The 17,569-nt window shown below is 55.9% G+C and carries 19 protein-coding genes and 4 tRNA genes; 12 read left to right on the forward strand and 11 right to left on the reverse strand.

Annotated elements, in window-relative coordinates:
* Nucleotides 1-21 precede the first annotated feature (21 nt).
* The 7 genes from frr (at nt 22) to dnaB (ending at nt 5,880) form a co-directional block, all read left to right on the forward strand.
* Nucleotides 22-591 (forward strand): ribosome recycling factor, encoded by a 570-nt coding sequence (frr, locus tag J8E65_RS02095; RefSeq protein ID WP_210374046.1) that lies wholly within the window; start codon nt 22-24, stop codon nt 589-591.
* Nucleotides 592-640: 49 nt separating this feature from the next.
* Nucleotides 641-728: transfer RNA gene (locus J8E65_RS02100), tRNA-Ser, on the forward strand.
* A 63-nt stretch (nt 729-791) separates the two neighbouring features.
* Entirely contained in the window at nt 792-1,670 is an 879-nt protein-coding gene (locus tag J8E65_RS02105) for a YicC/YloC family endoribonuclease (protein ID WP_210373729.1), read from the forward strand.
* 4 nt (nt 1,671-1,674) lie between these two features.
* Nucleotides 1,675-2,244: a guanylate kinase gene (gene gmk, locus J8E65_RS02110; RefSeq protein WP_210373730.1), complete on the forward strand. Its 570-nt coding sequence runs from the start codon at nt 1,675-1,677 to the stop codon at nt 2,242-2,244.
* Between the two features lie 12 nt (nt 2,245-2,256).
* Nucleotides 2,257-3,480 carry a bifunctional phosphopantothenoylcysteine decarboxylase/phosphopantothenate--cysteine ligase CoaBC gene (gene coaBC / locus J8E65_RS02115; RefSeq protein ID WP_210373731.1) on the forward strand — a complete coding sequence of 408 codons (1,224 nt, stop codon included), beginning with the start codon at nt 2,257-2,259 and terminating at the stop codon, nt 3,478-3,480.
* A 72-nt stretch (nt 3,481-3,552) separates the two neighbouring features.
* On the forward strand, nt 3,553-4,311 hold the full coding sequence (locus J8E65_RS02120; protein WP_210373732.1) for a uracil-DNA glycosylase: 759 nt from the start codon (nt 3,553-3,555) through the stop codon (nt 4,309-4,311).
* Between the two features lie 21 nt (nt 4,312-4,332).
* Entirely contained in the window at nt 4,333-5,880 is a 1,548-nt protein-coding gene (dnaB, locus tag J8E65_RS02125; protein WP_210373733.1) for a replicative DNA helicase, read from the forward strand.
* Nucleotides 5,881-5,902: 22 nt separating this feature from the next.
* Here dnaB and J8E65_RS02130 read toward each other — a convergent pair.
* Nucleotides 5,903-5,973, reverse strand: a tRNA-Cys gene (locus J8E65_RS02130).
* A gap of 111 nt (nt 5,974-6,084) precedes the next feature.
* Nucleotides 6,085-7,767 (reverse strand): glycosyl hydrolase, encoded by a 1,683-nt coding sequence (locus J8E65_RS02135; protein ID WP_210373734.1) that lies wholly within the window; start codon nt 7,765-7,767, stop codon nt 6,085-6,087.
* Nucleotides 7,768-7,901: 134 nt separating this feature from the next.
* Between J8E65_RS02135 and J8E65_RS02140 the strand changes: the two genes are divergently transcribed.
* Nucleotides 7,902-9,221 carry an NfeD family protein gene (locus J8E65_RS02140; RefSeq protein ID WP_210373735.1) on the forward strand — a complete coding sequence of 440 codons (1,320 nt, stop codon included), beginning with the start codon at nt 7,902-7,904 and terminating at the stop codon, nt 9,219-9,221.
* A gap of 20 nt (nt 9,222-9,241) precedes the next feature.
* A complete protein-coding gene (locus J8E65_RS02145; protein ID WP_210373736.1) occupies nt 9,242-10,015 on the forward strand; it encodes a slipin family protein in 774 nt (257 codons plus the stop codon).
* 40 nt (nt 10,016-10,055) lie between these two features.
* Here the strand turns inward: J8E65_RS02145 and J8E65_RS02150 are convergent.
* The 8 genes from J8E65_RS02150 to J8E65_RS02185 form a co-directional block, all read right to left on the reverse strand.
* Nucleotides 10,056-10,129 (reverse strand) — tRNA-Arg (locus J8E65_RS02150).
* Nucleotides 10,130-10,143: 14 nt separating this feature from the next.
* Nucleotides 10,144-10,218: transfer RNA gene (locus tag J8E65_RS02155), tRNA-Pro, on the reverse strand.
* Nucleotides 10,219-10,276: 58 nt separating this feature from the next.
* A complete protein-coding gene (locus J8E65_RS02160; protein WP_210373737.1) occupies nt 10,277-10,441 on the reverse strand; it encodes a hypothetical protein in 165 nt (54 codons plus the stop codon).
* A 4-nt stretch (nt 10,442-10,445) separates the two neighbouring features.
* Nucleotides 10,446-10,619: a 50S ribosomal protein L33 gene (gene rpmG, locus J8E65_RS02165; RefSeq protein WP_210373738.1), complete on the reverse strand. Its 174-nt coding sequence runs from the start codon at nt 10,617-10,619 to the stop codon at nt 10,446-10,448.
* 19 nt (nt 10,620-10,638) lie between these two features.
* The gene (rpmB, locus tag J8E65_RS02170) at nt 10,639-10,875 is read right to left on the reverse strand and encodes a 50S ribosomal protein L28 (protein WP_210373739.1); all 237 of its coding nucleotides are present in this window, start codon (nt 10,873-10,875) and stop codon (nt 10,639-10,641) included.
* A 123-nt stretch (nt 10,876-10,998) separates the two neighbouring features.
* Nucleotides 10,999-11,796: a phosphosulfolactate synthase gene (locus J8E65_RS02175; protein WP_210373740.1), complete on the reverse strand. Its 798-nt coding sequence runs from the start codon at nt 11,794-11,796 to the stop codon at nt 10,999-11,001.
* A gap of 11 nt (nt 11,797-11,807) precedes the next feature.
* On the reverse strand, nt 11,808-13,061 hold the full coding sequence (locus tag J8E65_RS02180; protein WP_210373741.1) for an ABC transporter permease: 1,254 nt from the start codon (nt 13,059-13,061) through the stop codon (nt 11,808-11,810).
* Nucleotides 13,062-13,829 carry a hypothetical protein gene (locus tag J8E65_RS02185; RefSeq protein WP_237181531.1) on the reverse strand — a complete coding sequence of 256 codons (768 nt, stop codon included), beginning with the start codon at nt 13,827-13,829 and terminating at the stop codon, nt 13,062-13,064.
* Nucleotides 13,830-14,040: 211 nt separating this feature from the next.
* Here J8E65_RS02185 and J8E65_RS02190 point away from each other — a divergent pair, with 211 nt between their 5' ends.
* Both J8E65_RS02190 and J8E65_RS02195 read left to right on the forward strand, forming a co-directional pair.
* Nucleotides 14,041-15,111, forward strand: coding sequence for a glycoside hydrolase family 5 protein (locus tag J8E65_RS02190; protein ID WP_210373743.1), 1,071 nt, complete (start codon nt 14,041-14,043; stop codon nt 15,109-15,111).
* Nucleotides 15,112-15,169: 58 nt separating this feature from the next.
* Nucleotides 15,170-15,886, forward strand: a complete 717-nt coding sequence (locus J8E65_RS02195; RefSeq protein ID WP_210373744.1) for a hypothetical protein — start codon at nt 15,170-15,172, stop codon at nt 15,884-15,886.
* Here the strand turns inward: J8E65_RS02195 and ychF are convergent.
* On the reverse strand, nt 15,876-16,976 hold the full coding sequence (ychF, locus tag J8E65_RS02200; protein WP_210373745.1) for a redox-regulated ATPase YchF: 1,101 nt from the start codon (nt 16,974-16,976) through the stop codon (nt 15,876-15,878). The genes J8E65_RS02195 and ychF overlap by 11 nt on opposite strands.
* 92 nt (nt 16,977-17,068) lie before the next feature.
* Here ychF and J8E65_RS02205 point away from each other — a divergent pair, with 92 nt between their 5' ends.
* Entirely contained in the window at nt 17,069-17,566 is a 498-nt protein-coding gene (locus J8E65_RS02205; protein WP_210373746.1) for a hypothetical protein, read from the forward strand.
* Nucleotides 17,567-17,569: the final 3 nt, after the last annotated feature.

Here is a 17,569-nt window from a genome sequence, read left to right on the forward strand (position 1 = left end):
CAGGAAAGGGCAATGACCACCATACCGGACGAAACCTTACAACTGATCTTGGAAGAGGCACGCGAGCACATGGAAAAGTCGCTCGCACACCTGAAATCCGAGCTGGCCGCTCTGCGTGCCGGCCGTGCCACCCCAGCTATGCTCGAAGACCTTCGCGTTGAGTACTACGGCGCGATGACGCCGCTGTTGCAGCTGGCCAGCATTACCGCACCCCAGCCCGATTTGCTGATCGTGCAGCCCTGGGATCGCTCCGCCTTAGGGGCCATCGAGCGTGCCATTATGCATGCCAACTTAGGGTTGACGCCCTCAAACGATGGGACGATCATTCGCATCCCCGTGCCTCCGCTTTCCGAAGAGCGCCGTAAGGAACTGGTCCGGGCAGCCCGGGTCCGGGCTGAGGAGGCCCGCGTGGCTATTCGAAACATTCGCCGCCACGCCAAAGAGGAAATCAAAAAGGCTAAGGATGAAGAACACTTGCCCGAAGACCTCTGCCACATGGCCGAGGAAGAACTGCAAAAGCTAACCGACGCCTACATCGAAAAGATTAATCATCTTTTGGAACGCAAGGAAGCCGACATTATGGAAGTGTGAGACGCCCAGGAACCCTCACACCGCGCATGCCATAAAGTGGGTGTGTTACGGAGAGGTGCCCGAGCGGACGAAGGGGCACGCCTGGAGAGCGTGTGTACCGCAAACCGGTACCGTGGGTTCGAATCCCACCCTCTCCGCAATCGGCCGGGTTGCGCATCATTGCAACCCGGCTTTTTGTGTCACTTTGCCGCAAAATCGTTATGATTGCCAGCATGACCGGCTTTGGGCGAGGGCAGGCAACAGTGGAAGGCGTGACGGCCACGGTTGAACTTCGCTCTGTCAATAATCGCTACCTGGATGTCAGCGTTCGTTTGCCGCGCTTGGCTGCAACCTATGAGCCAGAAGTCTTGCAAACCCTTCGCCAGCATTTCCAGCGCGGCCGCATCACCCTACAGGCCGACCTGAAAGTAGCCGGCGGGCTATCCGGGCTTTCCCAGCTCAACCTTGAACGGGCTCAGCTATACCTCAAACAGCTCGAAACGCTCCGCGCCCACACAGGCCTGACCGATCCGGTGCGCCTAGATCACTTGCTCGCCTTCCCCGACCTGTTTGAAAAACCCGAGGAAGGCGAAGCCGACGAGTGCATGCGCCAGGCGCTCATGCAGGCCCTCTACCAGGCCATTGAGGCCTTAAAGGCAGCACGCCTTCGCGAAGGAATGCTACTCAAGACGGATCTGGAGACACGCTTAGAAACCATTGCCCAGCGTTTGGCAGCCATCGAAGCCCGGGCCCCCGAGCGCTTGGCCGAAGCACGCGCTAGACTGCAGGCCCGCGTCCAAGAGCTGCTGCGCGAAACCCCAGTAGATCCGAGCCGCTTAGAGCTCGAAATCGTGCTGCTGGCCGATCGACTCGACATCACCGAGGAATGCGTGCGCCTACGGGCGCATTTGCAGCACTTCCGTGAAGTACTCACTTCAACGGAGCCCAGTGGCCGCCGGTTAAATTTTTTGGTACAAGAACTCCACCGAGAGGCCAACACCATCAGCGCTAAAGCCAACGACGCAACGATTAGCCTACTTACGGTAGACATCAAAGAAGAACTGGAAAAGCTTCGCGAGCAGATTCAAAACATCGAGTGACGGCATGCCAGAGCCTCGCCTCGTCGTGCTTACCGCCCCAAGCGGAGCTGGTAAAACCAGCATTGCCCGCCGCGTGCTCCAAGCGTTTCCCAACATGCGGTTTTCGGTTTCGGCCACGACGCGCCCACCCCGACCAGGCGAGCGCAACGGGGTGGATTACTACTTTCTTTCCGAAGAGGCCTTTCGCGAGCTGATTCGGGACGGTCAGTTCGTAGAGTACGAAGAAGTCTACCCAGGGCGGCTTTATGGCACACTTCGAAGCGAGATCGACGCAGCTTCACGTGCCCACCCCGTGCTGCTCGACATCGATGTCAAGGGGGCCCTCCGCATTAAAGAACGTTTTGGTGAGGAGGCTTTAGCGATTTTTATCAAACCGCCCTCTCTTGAGGTGCTGGCGGATCGGCTGCGCACGCGGGGCACAGAAAACGCGGCTGCCCTGGCCGAGCGGCTTGAACGTGCCCGCATGGAACTTACGTATGAAGATCGCTTCGATGCGGTGGTGGTGAACGATGACCTGGAACGGGCCACGGCCGAAACCCTAAATCTGGTGCGCTCGTTCCTTTCTCGCCCCTAATGCTACCCGACCATGTCTACAGGCGCAACCCTTTCCTTGGAAAACCGCCGGATTTTGCTGGGCGTCTGCGGCAGCATTGCGGCCTACAAGGCCGCAGAACTGATCCGCTTACTAAAACAGGCGGGCGCCGAAGTGCAGGTCATCATGACCCCCGACGCTACCCGGTTTATTACCCCACTGACGCTAGGAACCCTCTCAGGCCGTGATGTGCTGGTGGATCTTTTTCCGGAAAACGCAGCGCATGCCTGGACCCAACATGTGCATTTAGGGCGATGGGCCGAGCTGGCGCTGGTAGCTCCCGCCACGGCGCAAACCCTCGCACGCCTGGCACAAGGCTTTTGCGACACCATGCTCGCGGCCACGCTCCTTTCAGCACGCTGCCCAGTGCTGCTCTGCCCGGCTATGGACCATGACATGTACCATCACCCGGCCACTCAGGCCAATCTAGAGCGGCTACGCCACTACGGCTACGAAATCCTAGCTCCTGCATTTGGTCCCTTGGCCAGCGGGCTTGTGGGCGATGGCCGCCTGCCTGAACCGGAAACCATTCTGCAACACGTAGCTGCGCTGCTGCAGCGAAAGGCGCAGCTTGCTGGCAAACACGTTCTGGTCACCGCTGGCCCTACGCGAGAAATGATCGATCCCGTTCGGTGCCTCACCAACCCTTCAACGGGCACTATGGGGTTTGCGCTGGCGCGCGCTGCCGCACGCCGCGGCGCACGCGTCACGCTTGTTGCTGGACCCACTTTGCTTCCTACACCCGCCGGTGTCACCCGAATCGACGTCGTTTCGGCCCAAGAAATGTACGAGGCCGTCGTCCAACACGCCGAAACTGCCGACCTTATCCTTATGGCAGCCGCTGTTGCCGATTACACCCCAGTAGAAACTTCGTCTTCCAAGCTTAAAAAACATCAAGAAGAGCTGTTGCTGCATCTTCGGCGCACACCCGACATTCTGGCTGAGTTGGGGCGTCGCCGCCGCCCTGGGCAGATTCTGGTCGGATTTGCTATGGAAACAGACCATCCATTGGAAAATGCGCGGGCTAAGCTGGTGCAGAAACAAGTGGACTGGATTGCGCTGAACTGCCTCAACGAGCCTGGTGCTGGCTTTGGAACCGGCACCAACCGCTTGACCCTACTTCATCGCGACGGCTACCAAGAAACGCTGCCCTTACTCCCCAAAGAAGAAGCCGCCGAGGTGCTGCTAGACCGCGTGTTGCAACAAACAACAACGTGAATCTCCAAGCGCCTATTGTCCCCAGCATAGAAAGCCCGTACCTTTTCTTAAGGTGCTTTCCTAGAATCTGCCATGCAAGCCTTACTTGAAGCCCTGCGCGATGTGCTCCGTCAAGAGTACCGGCTCTTTGGGCCCGTGGCTTTCTGGGGAGCATCAGGCTATTCCCGTTTCTCCTTAAGGACTATGACAACCGCTGCTGCCTCCCCCGCACCTTATGACCGCATTGCCGCCCTCATTCCGCCGGATTCTCCCCTGCATCGCCTCTCAACCCTGGAAGCGGTGCGCCAGTATGTAGCGCAGACCGTACTGGTTCCGATTGATGCACACCGTCTGCATGCCGTGTTTGGAACAGGAAATCCTAATGCCGAGCTGATGGTCATTGGCGAGGCGCCAGGAGCTGAAGAAGATCGGCAGGGCGAGCCTTTTGTTGGACCCGCAGGTCAGCTGCTGACCAAAATGCTGGGATCGATTGGTTTTAAGCGTGAAGAGGTCTACATCACCAACGTGGTCAAAAGCCGTCCGCCCCAAAACCGAGATCCACTACCTGCAGAAATCGAAGCCCATCTGCCGATCTTGTACAAACAGATGGTCCTCGTTAAACCCCGTTTGCTGCTGTGCGTAGGACGCATAGCTGGGGGCGCTTTGCTGGGCCGCGAGCAGTCGCTGCGCTCGCTTCGCGGGAAGGTGCATGACTTTTACGGCTTGCCGGTTGTCGTAACCTACCATCCCGCAGCGCTTCTTCGTCATCCGCCTTGGAAGCGGCTGGCTTGGGAAGACCTGCAATTGTTGCGTGCCTGCTACGACGCCTTACAGAATCCTAAGCAGTCATGATGAAATATTGGTCTACGTGCAATGGCTGAATTTGAGGAGCGTCCTCGGCTAAGCATTGGTTCAGAAGAAACGCCGCCCTACCCGTTAGAGAAGCTAACCGGTCCGGTGCGTCGCGTAGCCCAAGTGCATGCGCTGCATCAACAAGCCGGGCGCGTCCCGCCGCAGGCCATCGAGGTGGAGCAGGCTGTGCTTGGCGCTATGCTGATTGAACCCTCGGCCATCCCTCGAGCAATCGAAATCCTCACTCCCGAAGCCTTTTACGACGGACGCCATCAGCGCATTTATCGGGCTGTAATCCGACTGTTTGAACAGGGTTGCCCGGTTGATGCGATCACGGTGACCGAAGAATTGCGGCGCTGCGAAGAACTTGAGCAGGCCGGTGGTCCGATTTATTTGGGCGAATTGACCAGTAAGGTCGCTTCAGCCGCCAACGTCGAATATCATGCCCGCATTCTTGCAGAAAAGGCGCTCCTGCGGCGCATGATCGAAACCATGAGTCTTCTTATTGGCCGTGCTTATGAGCCCGGCGCGGATGCTTTTGAACTCCTCGATCAAGCCGAAGCCGAAATCTTTCGCCTCTCAGACGCTCAGCTTCGGAAACCAGCCCGCTCCATGAGTGAGGTGGTTAAAGAAACCATCGAGCGGCTGGAGGCCATTCATGGGCGACCGGGGGGCATTACCGGTGTGCCTAGTGGCTTCCATGGGCTCGACAGCTTAACCGGCGGCTGGCAACGCAGCGACTTAATCATTATTGCCGCCCGGCCTTCTATGGGGAAAACCGCTTTTGCCTTAAGCTGCGCCCGCAACGCAGCACTGCACCCGCACTACGGCACAGGGGTGGCTATTTTTTCCCTGGAGATGGGGGCGGAACAACTTGCGCAGCGCCTGCTGACTGCTGAAGCCCGCGTCGATGCCCAAGCGGCCCGCACCGGCCGCCTACGCGACGAGGATTGGCGCCGCTTGGCCCGAGCAGCCGGTCGGCTCTCCGACGCCCCCATCTTTATCGACGACACGCCCGCCCTAAACGTCCTGGAACTGCGCGCCAAAAGCCGCCGCCTTAAGGCTGAGCACGACATTGGGCTGATTATCATCGACTACCTTCAGCTCATGCGGCCAACCCGCCTGTCGCGCAATGCGAACCGCGAGCAGGAAATTGCCCAGATTTCACGTGCGCTTAAGGCGCTGGCCAAAGAGCTCAACGTTCCTATTATTACGCTCTCGCAGCTCAACCGGGCCGTGGAAACGCGCGGCGGCGACAAACGACCGCAGCTTTCAGACCTGCGCGAAAGTGGTTCTATCGAACAAGACGCCGATGTCGTTATCTTTATTTACCGTCCTGAACGCTACGGAATCACAGTCGACGAGCACGGAAACCCAACCGACGGTATTGCCGAAATCATTATTGGCAAGCAGCGCAACGGTCCTACCGGTACCGTTCGTTTGGCATTTATCGACCAGTACGCCCGCTTTGAAAACCTGACGACGCACTATACTTCGCCCCTAGCTACAAGCAATCCGACGGGAGCGCTAAGCGATGTGGCACCAGAAGCGGAAGAAGCCCCTTTCTAAGAAAAGACCCATGTTCAAGAAGAGGTGACGGGCGGATTCGAACCGCCGTACGAGGCTTTGCAGGCCTCTGCCTAGCCACTCGGCCACGTCACCTTTGGCGAGAATATGTTACGAAAGATGGCGCGCAGAGATCCTTAAGGAAGGGAATCAACGTCACGCTAGCCCACCGTGTTTCGCGTTTTCGCGTAGCTTTTGCACAGCACCCTACGGCTGGCAGATCCAGAGCTGGTGTGCTGCGTTAGCCCCCGCCCGAAGCTGCACCAGGTACACACCGGCAGCTAGCATAAGCGGCAGGGTTGTCTGCCAACGGCCAGCCGGTTGTAGGCCTGCTTCATAGCGGAACACCTGGCGCCCTAGCAAATCCCAGATTTCTACCACTACGGGTGCCGGTACGGCTAGCGTTGCCGCAACCGTTAGTTGTCTTGTCCCTGGGTTAGGGAAGAGCTCTAGCGCCAAGGGCAGCGCGGGTTCTTCTGGCTGCTTTGCTTCAAGCACATAGGTCCGCCACTCCGGCAGCTCCTCACGCGTTAGGACGCGTTCGCTATGGTAGGCGCGTCGCAGGCGTTCGGGATCAATTCCTCGAAGAAAGTTATCGGTCCAGATCGAAAACCAGCTCCACCAGATGCCGTAGTCGGTGATGATTTCAGGGTCAGGTAGCGTACCCGATTCGGTTAGCGCTATCAGCTTGCGGCCGCCAAAAAGCTGCTCAAGCTCTCGCCAATCCTCTCGCATGAGCGCTTGCGGATCGTTGGCATACACGTCGCGGCCCACCACATCCACATACGCATCGCCAGGGTACCAATCGACGGCTGCAGGCTCGTGCGTATAGACCCAGATCAAGTGGTGCAGACCATGGTGATGCACGAGCCGGTGGTAAAGCAGTCGCCAGAGCTGCTTAAACGGCTCCGGGCCTTTTGCACCCCACCAGAACCATCCACCGGCTGCTTCATGAAGCGGCCGCCAAAGCACCGGCACATCAGCTTCTTGAAACTTTCGCAATTGCACTGCAATGGCATCGATATCGCGCAGCAACAGTCGATATCGCTCAGAAGTGGTGTCGGCCAGCGCAGCCGCGACATCGAACGTAGTGCAGCGCGTGTAAAAGCCATACCACCAGTAACAGTCGCGCGCCGGATCCTGAATGAGGTCGGTTGGGGCATTCCAGTGCCACATGAGCGAGACAATCCCGTCCTGCCCAGCCCAGGCAATCCAATCTTCTGGCCTTTGGTGATGCACAACACCATACTGCTCACGCGAAGGAGAGTAATCGATGAGATCAAACGAAACCAATGCCGGCTGCTTACCAGTCACCTGCTGAACATAATCGATCGCGTCAAAGTCCGAGCGATACGGGTTTTGCTGCTGTCCGGATAGAACGTACCGGCCATAGACATCCCGTAAAAACGCAAACAACGCCTGTGCTGAAGCCGTAGCCAGCGAGTCGGCAAGGCGAGCAGGCGGCTTTGTCGGGGGTGGATAGGCAACAGGCTCTAGGCGAATATAGTCTACTGCAGCCCCGTTTACCCAAAGGGCCAAGGTGTGCTGCCCGTGATCCAGCCAGATCTCACCGGCGGAACTTTCCTGAAAACCAGCACCACGCTTAAAAAAACTTCCAGTACGCTGCACGCTATCCACACGCAGCCCGTAAGCCACAAAACGCGGCGCAAAGGCTACGCGCACCCAAAGCCGATACACACCCCGGGAGGCTTCAAACGAAAAGCGTACACTATCCCCCGAGGCCTCAAAACCCGTGACATATCCCCATCCAGAAAATCCTGTTAGCGTAGAATCCACATGCACGTTCCCAAGGAGCTCGGCATCCTCAGCTTCAAATTGCACCTCGCTAGCAGTCCCCCAGACCGAAAGCCAAACCAATAGGAATATCATGTCCAAGCTCCATTTGTCCATTGAATGGATGAAATATAGGCTTGGGGAACTATTTCAGACAAATCTTGAAAGATGAAGGTAGTCGTTGGCGTGGTCAGCGCAGATTTTCATATTTTCATCAAAAAATCGGTGCCATGTGGGGGCTGCTTTTGGGGCTTACGCTTTTGGCGGAAAGCCCGCCCATCGTTTACCGGGTGGTTTTGGCCGATGAGCCGATCTCGCCGGCTACAGTTCGGCTGCTTGAACGCAGCTTGCGGGAAGCCCAGCAAGCGCAGGCCACTTGTTTGATTATTGAACTGGACACCCCAGGGGGACTGGTTGCGTCGACGCGGGATATTGTTCAGCTGCTGCTGCGCAGCTCTATACCCGTGGTGGTGTACGTAACGCCTCCAGGCGCCCGGGCAGCTTCGGCCGGTGTTTTTATTACCCTGGCAGCGCATGTAGCAGCCATGGCACCAGGAACCCATATTGGCGCAGCGCATCCTGTGCAACTGGGCGGAGGATCGGCTGCACCTTCCGACACGGTCAGCGACCCCATGTCCGAAAAGATCCTCAATGATGCCATAGCTTGGGCGCGTGCCTTAGCCCAGTATCGGGGGCGAAACGCCGACTGGGCTGCCCGGGCTGTTGCTGAAAGCCAGACGCTTACAGCGCACGAAGCTTTCGCCCAAGGGGTTATCGACCTGGTGGCTTCCAGTCTGGATTCCCTACTGCAGCAACTTGACGGGCGAAGCCTCACCATAGGCGACCAGCCGGTGAAACTGCAGACTGCTGCAGCCTCGGTGCATACGGTTGAACGTTGGTGGGGCGAGCGCCTACTGGCCGCTTTGTCTAACCCCAACATTGCTTTCTTGCTCTTAATTTTGGGCTTTTACGGCTTGCTTTTTGAGCTTTACACACCGGGCTGGGGCATCCCAGGAACGCTAGGCGCTATTTTCTTGATGCTAGGTTTCTACGGCCTGTCGATTTTGCCGGTCAATTATGTGGGTTTGGGGCTGCTGCTCTTGGGATTGGGGTTGCTGGCAGCTGAAGCCTTTGTGTCGAGTTTTGGCCTACTCACGCTAGGAGGGGTCGTGTGTTTGGTATTAGGCGGCCTGATGCTGATCGAAAGCCCTATGGGGTTTCCACGCCTTTCGGCCGCGCTCGTTGTGCCTGTAGGTATTGCCACCGGACTGATCGCGCTGTTTTTGATTGGGAATGCGTTGCGTGTTCGACGGCAACCTTCTCCGGTGGGCGACGATGCGCTCCTGGGGCAGCAAGTCGTGGTGCACGAAGCGTTTACTCCTGAGGGAGAACGCTACCGAGGCTTTGTTTTTGTGCATGGTGAGTGGTGGCAAGCCATCAGTGCTACGCCTGTAGCTGCCGGACAAGTGCTTCGCATCATTGGTCGCGAGGGCTTGCATTTGCTAGTGCAGCCGCTGGAATCGCATTCGGATCCCCAACCGCAGGTGTAAACTAAACCTAAGGAGCTGCCATGATCTCTTCACTGGGTATCGTTATCGGCATCATTGGACTTTACCTGATCAGCTGCATTCGGATTCTGTATGAGTACCAACGCGGGGTTGTCTTTCGGCTAGGGCGGGCCTTACCCACGCCAAAGGGGCCAGGTATTTTGTTTATTTTCTGGCCAATTGATCGCATGGTACGCGTGAGCTTGCGCACGTTTGTGCACGACGTTGCTGAGCAAGACGTGATCACGCGTGACAACGTATCGGTGCGTGTCAATGCGGTGGTCTACTTCCGCGTGGTAGACCCCATGAAGGCTGTGCTGGAGGTGGAAGACTATCGCTATGCCACAACACAGCTCTCCCAGACGACGCTACGTAGCATTGTGGGACAGGTTGAGCTAGACGAGCTTTTGGCAGAGCGAGACAAAATCAACCGGAGGCTGCAGGAAGTGCTAGATAAACAGTCAGACCCCTGGGGCATTAAAGTGTCGCTTGTAGAAGTGAAGCACGTCGATCTTCCAGAACACATGAAGCGCGCTATGGCCAAACAAGCCGAAAGCGAGCGTGAACGGCGGGCGAAGATTATTCATGCAGAAGGTGAATACCAAGCCGCACAGCAACTGGCCATGGCTGCAGCTACCTTAGAACCCCATCCGATGGCCATGCAGATGCGGTTTCTGCAGACGCTGCTCGAGGTAGGCTCGGAAAACAATACCACCATCGTGTTTCCGCTGCCATTGGACCTGATTACACCCTTCCTCCAACCGGTCCGGTCTCGCCGCACGCAAAAGAAAAGCTGATTAGGAGCAACGCGGGGTTGAAAAAGCACACACTCCTCGGTGCCCCGGGCAGGACTCGAACCTGCAACCGGCGGCTTAGAAGGCCGCTGCTCTGTCCGGTTGAGCTACCGGGGCGCCGCCAAGCTATGTCGGGGCGGCCGGATTCGAACCGGCGACCTTCTGCTCCCAAAGCAGACGCGCTAACCGGGCTGCGCTACGCCCCGATGGCAAAAAGCAAAATGAGCCTACTCCCTGAGCAGGGCACTACTTAAACGGACCGTCTTAGAGATTTTTAACGGCCTGCGGCACTTCTTCCAACGGCACAATCCGCTCCCGAAACCGAATTTGCCCATTGGGCTTTTTTTCGGCCACAACGATCTTGGCCACCTTGACCTGCTGGCGCACTTTTACACGGTCCGTACGCTGGTTCTTGCTAACCTTTGCCATAGTTTTACTTCACCTCCCGATGCAACGTATGCCGGCGAAGTACCGGATTGTACTTTTTCAACTCTAACCGTTCGGGCGTGTTGCGCCGGTTCTTCGTTGTCGCATACCGCGACGTTCCTGGAGCTTCGGTGCACTCCAGAATGATCTTTACCCGGTTTTCTTTCGACTTCTTGGCCATTGCACTTCTCCCGGATGATTTAAAGCTTTATCCCTTGGCGGCGGGCTTCATCCAACACGGCTTTGATCCCTTTCTTATCGATGGTCTTGATCGTTTGGGTCGAAACCCGCAGGGTAACCCATCGACCTTCTTCGGGAATGTAGAAGCGTTTCTTTTGCAGGTTTACCTGAAACCGACGCTTGCTTTTGTTGTGGGCATGCGAAATGCTATGCCCCGCAACCGGCCCTTTTCCCGTCAGTTGATCTCTGCGCGCCATGATCGTTTGGGTCTTTCTTTAAGAATGCGAAGTTAACCGCTGTTTTTTTGCACAGGCAAGGCACAGCGCCTATAAAGCGTAGCTTCTAAGCCCGCGCACCGGCAAAGGTTTCGCAAAATATGCTTAAGTAACGCTGCCGACAGCGCTCGGGGCGTTTTTCGCCAAGAGATACATTTCCTGTAGCGTATCGGCGCGCAATCCGTACCGCAGCGTCTCAAGCGGAAGCACTTCTTCTGGGGCAATATTGCCTAAGTTGACATTAGGTCCCAGACGTCGAACAAACCATACCTGTTGGGCTTTTTGTGGTGCCTCAAAAATAAGATAAGAAGGTTCCACCTGAGCAATGAGTGCTTCAACCAATTCCTCGCGTACTTCGCCCGTTGGATGGTACAAGCCTACGGTTCCACTTTCTCGCGCTTCGCAGATCACCTTCCAGCTTCCGGCTTTCAGCTCGGCCTGCACAGCCTCCACCCAGGCAGCGGGCGGAAGTGCTGCACGAGCATCTTTGGTGCCTACCTCGCTAAGCACCCGGAAGTGAAGGCTTAGATGCCGAATAAGCCGAAGCTTCTCTTCAAGCGGAAGGGTTATGGTGCCATTGGACACTTCCACGTACTGCAGGCCAAGCCGGTCTACAAGCCGGCAGTAGGCATCTAAACAGCCCCGCAGGTAGAAGGCTTCAAAGAGCGTACCGCCTAGATAGACCGGAACGTTTGCTGCGCGATAGCAGGCCAACTTTTGCTCTAAAGAAGGTGTAAGCAGGGAAGTGCCCCATCCTAATTTAACCAAGTCAATATAGGCCCCGGCCACCTCTAGGATATCCTCGGCCTGTCGCACCGAAAGCCCTTTGTCGAGCATCAGCGTCAGGCCGCAAGTTCGGGGTTTTGGGGGTCGGGTCGGGAGCGCAGGGAGGCAGTCAAGCATGGCACAAAAGATTATTCTTCCAGGTGTACGGCTCGGGCTGGAGCGATGGCTGCTGCTCGAGCTGCGGGATACATGGCTGCCAGCATGCAGAGCACGACGGCCGCCAGCAAAACGCCCAGCACATCCAACGGCTCAACAGCCACAGGATAGGCATGGATTAGAAAGGCTTCAGATCCTGCCAAAGGGACCAGCTGAAACTGTTGTTGCAGTAGGGCTAGCCCTACCCCCAGTACGCATCCTAACCCTGCACCGGCTAGGCCAATAAGCAACCCTGCTGTCCAGAATACCTGTCGGACACGCCTGCGGGAAAGTCCCATCGCCTGCAACACACCAATATCCCGCCGCTTTTCAATTACGACCATCGTGAGCGCGCCCAAAATGCTGAATGCGGCTACTACAACAATGAGTGCCAAAATAAGAGAAGCCCCCCATTTTTCTAGACGCATTACTTCGTACAAGCCGCGCTGGAGGTCGTACCATGTTTGCACACGGTATTGGGTAGGATCCAGCTGCTGTTGCAGTAAGGTCTTAATAGTCTCGGCGCGATCGAGGTGGTCCAGCCTCAGCTCAATGCCGTCAATGCGTCCAGGCATGCGAAACAGCCGTTGCGCCTCTTCCAGAGCGATAAAAACATAGCTTTCATCATAGCCCGAAGCCAGCTGGTACAGTCCTCGTACTTCAAAGCGGATCAAGGGAGGTGGCGAAAGCGGGGACATCAAAAGTTGCTCCAGTGCTGGCGCCGAAAGCAACCCGACCTGGCTGGCCGGCTCGGTAGGACTCCCTGGTAACAGCCCCAGGCGTTGGGCCAGAGGCATGCCCACTAAGACGCCAGGCCGTCCCTCCTTTTGCCCTCGCAAATCAACACTGCCGAAAACATGCGTTAATGCCTTGAGGGCCTCAGGTTCCACCCCACGTACAATCACCACTTTGTTCGCCTCACTACTGCCTTCGTAAAGCAACAGCGCCTTGCCTTCGATATAGGCTGTAACCTGCCGCACATGGGGCAGCTGCCGCAATGCTTGCTCCAGCGAGTCCGAAGCGGGAATACCTCCTGGCGCTACGCCAACAATCCGCACGTGTGGATCCACCGAAACAAGCAGATCGCGCACTACCCGATAAAATCCATTCATCACCGAAAGCACCACAATAAGCGCTGCTACGCCTACGGCAACGCCCAGCACAGAAATCCCTGTGATGACGGCTATCAGTGTCACCTGATGTCGTGAAACGAGGTACCGCTGCGCTAATAACAACCGCACGTCCATTTATTTCTCCTGGGCTCCAAGTCCCAAAATAGGCAGAGGGTTGGCAAACCAAGCTTCAGGAACCGTCCCTGGAAAGGTTACGTGATCGGTAAGGATCACCAAAGGCCCATACAAAAACGCCTTTTGTGTAGCCCAACGTACGATCCCATAGGGCGTTTGCCATTGCTGGTAATCCGTCCAGCGATACTGGGCTAGCAGCGCCCGCGGATTGTCGTGCATGGGGTAGGCCCATTGAAGCACCAGGCTCGTTTGCCGATCTGCATACAGCCAGTAACGCGCAGCAGGCAACCCCTCAGCCTGCTGCAGCTCAATCCGTAGCACTTCATACGCTGCGGTACTCGAATCGGCTTCATAGAATCGCAAAACTCCTGCTTCAAAAAGCTGAACCGGAGCCAACAGCCAGAAACTATCGTTGCGATAGCGCCGGTAAGCTTCTTCCAGCAGCCGTTGACTGACCTTAGCGGCTAGGGGCTGACCATGATGGTACACCTGCCCCTCGCGCGTATGCACATTAAAAAGCGCTACGTAGAGCGAGTCCCCCCTTTGCCATTCCAGCCGATAGCGGCCACTAGGCCGATGCCAAAGGTGGCGCGCTACCAACTGGCGCATACCGTCATGAACCACAGCAAAGTCAAAACGAATATAGGCCAGCCGTGCCCAAACTTCTGGCCCACCCCAAGCGCGATATATGCGCATCGCTAGGGAATCGGCACGGGTTTCTACTACAGGTAGGGCCTCCGGTGGAAGCGTAGCTTTGGGAGATTGCATCTGGCATCCCCCAAACCCGAGGAGCAGCACCCCAGCCCTAAAAAACCTCCAGAAAAATACGCTTGTGTAATTCATCCGCAAACCGAGACCTAAGCTTACAGGAGACACTTTTTTGAATTCCCTTTTAAGAAAAGAAATAAACTTTTGCAAACATCGCCACAGTGCTTTATTCCATTGTATGGACGAATTGGAATCATCCTGCGCTTTTCCTATGTCCCGCTACTTGCTCCTATGGGTCTGGGTCATGCTTTCGAGCTCGGCATTCGCCCAACCGCAAAAAGTTGATGACGTAGTGATCGACACCACGCACGCACCAGCCTCCCCGCCTCGCACGTATTCACTTCCTTTCGTGCGTGTTGAAGGCAACCGTTTTGTCGACGAAAACGGCCGCACGCTCGTTTTCCGAGGCGTATCGATTGCCGATCCTGACCGACTGGAGCGCATTGGCAAATGGAATAAAACGCTTTTTGAAGTGATCAAAAAAGACTGGAATGCCAACATTGTCCGCATTCCGGTCCACCCCCAAGCTTGGCGCGAGCGTGGCGCGTCGGCGTACCTAAAACTTCTCGACCAAGCGGTTGCGTGGGCTAATGCGCTGCAGCTTTACTTGATCATTGACTGGCATAGCATTGGTAACTTGCGCACAGAGCTCTTTCAGCACCCGATGTATAACACCACCAAAACGGAGACTTTCCGTTTCTGGAAAACCATTGCAGAGCACTTTCGCCATAATCCGATCGTGGCTTTCTATGAGCTTTTTAACGAACCCACCCATTTTAACGGTACGCTAGGTCGCATGTCTTGGGAAGAGTACAAGGCCATTATAGAAGAAATCATCTACATCATCTACGCGCACGACCAGACCGTCATCCCCCTGGTAGGGGGCTTTGATTGGGCCTACGACCTCACTCCGGTTCGTGAGCATCCCATTAACTTTCCCGGGGTTGCCTACACGGCGCATCCCTATCCTCAAAAACGCCAGCCCCCTTGGGAAGAAAAATGGGAGCAAGACTGGGGATTTGTGGCAAACACGTATCCGGTGTTTGTTACCGAACTGGGGTTCATGAGCGCAGACGGCCCTGGTGCCCACGTTCCAGTAATTGGCGATGAGACGTATGGTGAAGCAATCCTTCGCTACATGGAACAAAAGGGGATTTCTTGGACGGCATGGGTATTTGATCCCGTTTGGTCCCCGCAACTCATCGCCAATTGGGATTTTGAACCTACACCTCAGGGCCGATTTTTCCGTGACAAAATGCGCCAGCTTAACCCACGAAACTAATTTGAAATGCTGTCTTAAGCTTTAAGGGGTTGATTTAAGGACCTGAAAACCGTTTGCGATGCGTGCTCCTGCGGGGTGGGTAGGGTGGATGGTGCTGCTCCTTCCGGCTTGGCAAGCCTGGGCTCAGCAAGCTGCCGATAGTAGTCGCGCAGACCCATACGGAACGGGCTTAGGCTTTCAGATTTTGTTGACCAACAGTGGATTTGGGCTTGGCGGCTATTATCACCGTTCGATAGCTACAGATGTGCAGTTTTTGATCGATTTGAGTTTAAGTGCGGGCAAAGACGAGCGCGAGCAGAAGTTTTACAACCCGATTACGGGTGCCAGTTACATTCAAAACAAGGCAAACTATCTCCTTCTCCTTCCTTTTCAAGCAGGGGTGCAACGGCGCCTTTGGCGTGAGCAGATTGCAGATAACCTGCGTCCTTACGTGCAATTTTCTGCAGGACCGACGCTGGGGTGGGTTTATCCCTACTTTGACGATCGCAACAAGAATAATCGCTATGAGCCTGAGCTAGGCGAGCGTATTTATGATGTATTTCAAGCGCTGCCCAAAGGCCGTTTGCACACCGGTATTGGAGGTATGGTGGTGTTTGGAGCTTATTTTGGCAGTAGCCATCGGGCAGCCCAAGGCATACGCTTCGGCTATATGCTCCACTATTTTCCTCGTCCAGTTCAACTATTAGAAGGCAACACACCCCCGCAGCGCTTTTTTGGAACACCCATAATCAGCCTAACCTTTGGCCGGCTTTACGACCCACGGTTTAGACATTAAATCGAAACAGCATCACGTCACCGTCTTGCACCACGTATTCTCGGCCTTCCGAACGCAGCAAACCTGCCTCTCGGGCAGCTACTTCCGAGCCGCAGCGCACGTAGTCCTCGTAAGCGATCGTTTCGGCGCGAATAAAACCCCGTTCAAAATCACTGTGAATCATCCCCGCGGCTTGGGGCGCCTTAGTGCCACGGCGGATGGTCCAAGCCCGCGCTTCTTTAGGGCCCACCGTGAAAAACGTGATTAACCCCAGCAGGTCATAGGCTGCCCGAATCAGCCGCTCTAGCCCGGACTGTTCCAAACCTAATGCACGGAGAAACGCCTGGCGTTCATTGTCGTCCAGCTCGGCAAGCTGTGCTTCCAACTCGGCACAAATGACCACGACCGAAGTCCCTTCCTGCGCTGCAATCTCTCGTACCTTGGCGACATGAGGATTGCCCTCTCCTTCAGGCAAGTCAGACTCGGCTACGTTGGCCACATAGAGCACAGGCTTTTCCGTTAGCAAAAACAGCGAGCGCATCCAAGCCGACTCGGCGCCGGTTGTCGTGAAGCTGCGCGCTGGCTGGCCGCTGCTCAGCTTTTCGCGTAGCTGCTCATAAAAAGCCAACTCTTCACGCAACTTTTTATCTCCGCTTTTGGCAGCGCGGGCCGTGCGCTCGATGCGGCGCTCTACAGTCTCCAGATCCTTGAGCAGCAGTTCGGTCTGTATGATCTCGATGTCGCGCGCAGCATCAACGGCCCCAGCGACATGAACCACATCGGGGTTTTCAAAGCAACGAACGACGTGTAAAATGGCATCTACCTCGCGAATATGCGCCAGGAACTGATTACCCAACCCTTCTCCCTTCGAAGCGCCAGCGACCAAACCTGCAATATCCACAAACTCGATCGTTGTAGGAGTGACTTTGGCCGAGCCTGCAAGCTCTGCCAGTCGCCACAGTCGCGCATCCGGTACTGGTACTACGCCTACGTTGGGCTCAATCGTACAAAAGGGGTAGTTTGCTGCTGCTGCACCCGCGCGACTAAGTGCATTAAACAGGGTAGACTTGCCCACATTAGGCAACCCTACAATTCCGCAACGCAGAGGCATATGGCACAACTTTCGTGAAATAAACCAGTAAAAGCCAGCCGGTCCCTATCGACGCAGAAGAACAATTGTTCCTTTGGCCCTCTGCAGCAAGAATGCATCGCAGTGTTTTTTTGATAACCTTTTTTTTGGTTTCAACAGTATGGGCCCAGCCTATCCCGCCCGATGAGGGACGCTTTTTACAACTCGGTTTGGCTGTAGCCCCTGGTTTAGGCGTGCAGGTCGGATATGTAGGGCCAAGGAGCATCTATACCATCGAAGGCATGAGCTATGCAGACGCCTCGCCTTCGTTTGCAGGTGGTGAAAAAAGTCTGCAGCTTTCGGCAGCCTTCGGGGCTGCACTGCGGCTTACCGGTATGCTCCGAACGCTGGGTAATGCACCTCTGCCGTACGATCTGGATATTGGCCTGCGGGCAGGACCCAGCTTACTGTTTACATCAAATGAAACACGCGCCCAAAAAAATCAGCGCTTTGGTCTGTTTCTAGAGCCTTTCTTTCGAGCAATCTCCGCCTTCGGAAAGCGGCAGTTCTTCTTTGGCGAGTTTGGCCTGCACCGCCCCTTTTTACGTGCTGGATTGTGGTTTGCATTTTGACGC

The sequence above is a fragment of the Rhodothermus bifroesti genome (genome assembly GCF_017908595.1).
In the GTDB taxonomy this organism is placed as follows: domain Bacteria; phylum Bacteroidota; class Rhodothermia; order Rhodothermales; family Rhodothermaceae; genus Rhodothermus; species Rhodothermus bifroesti.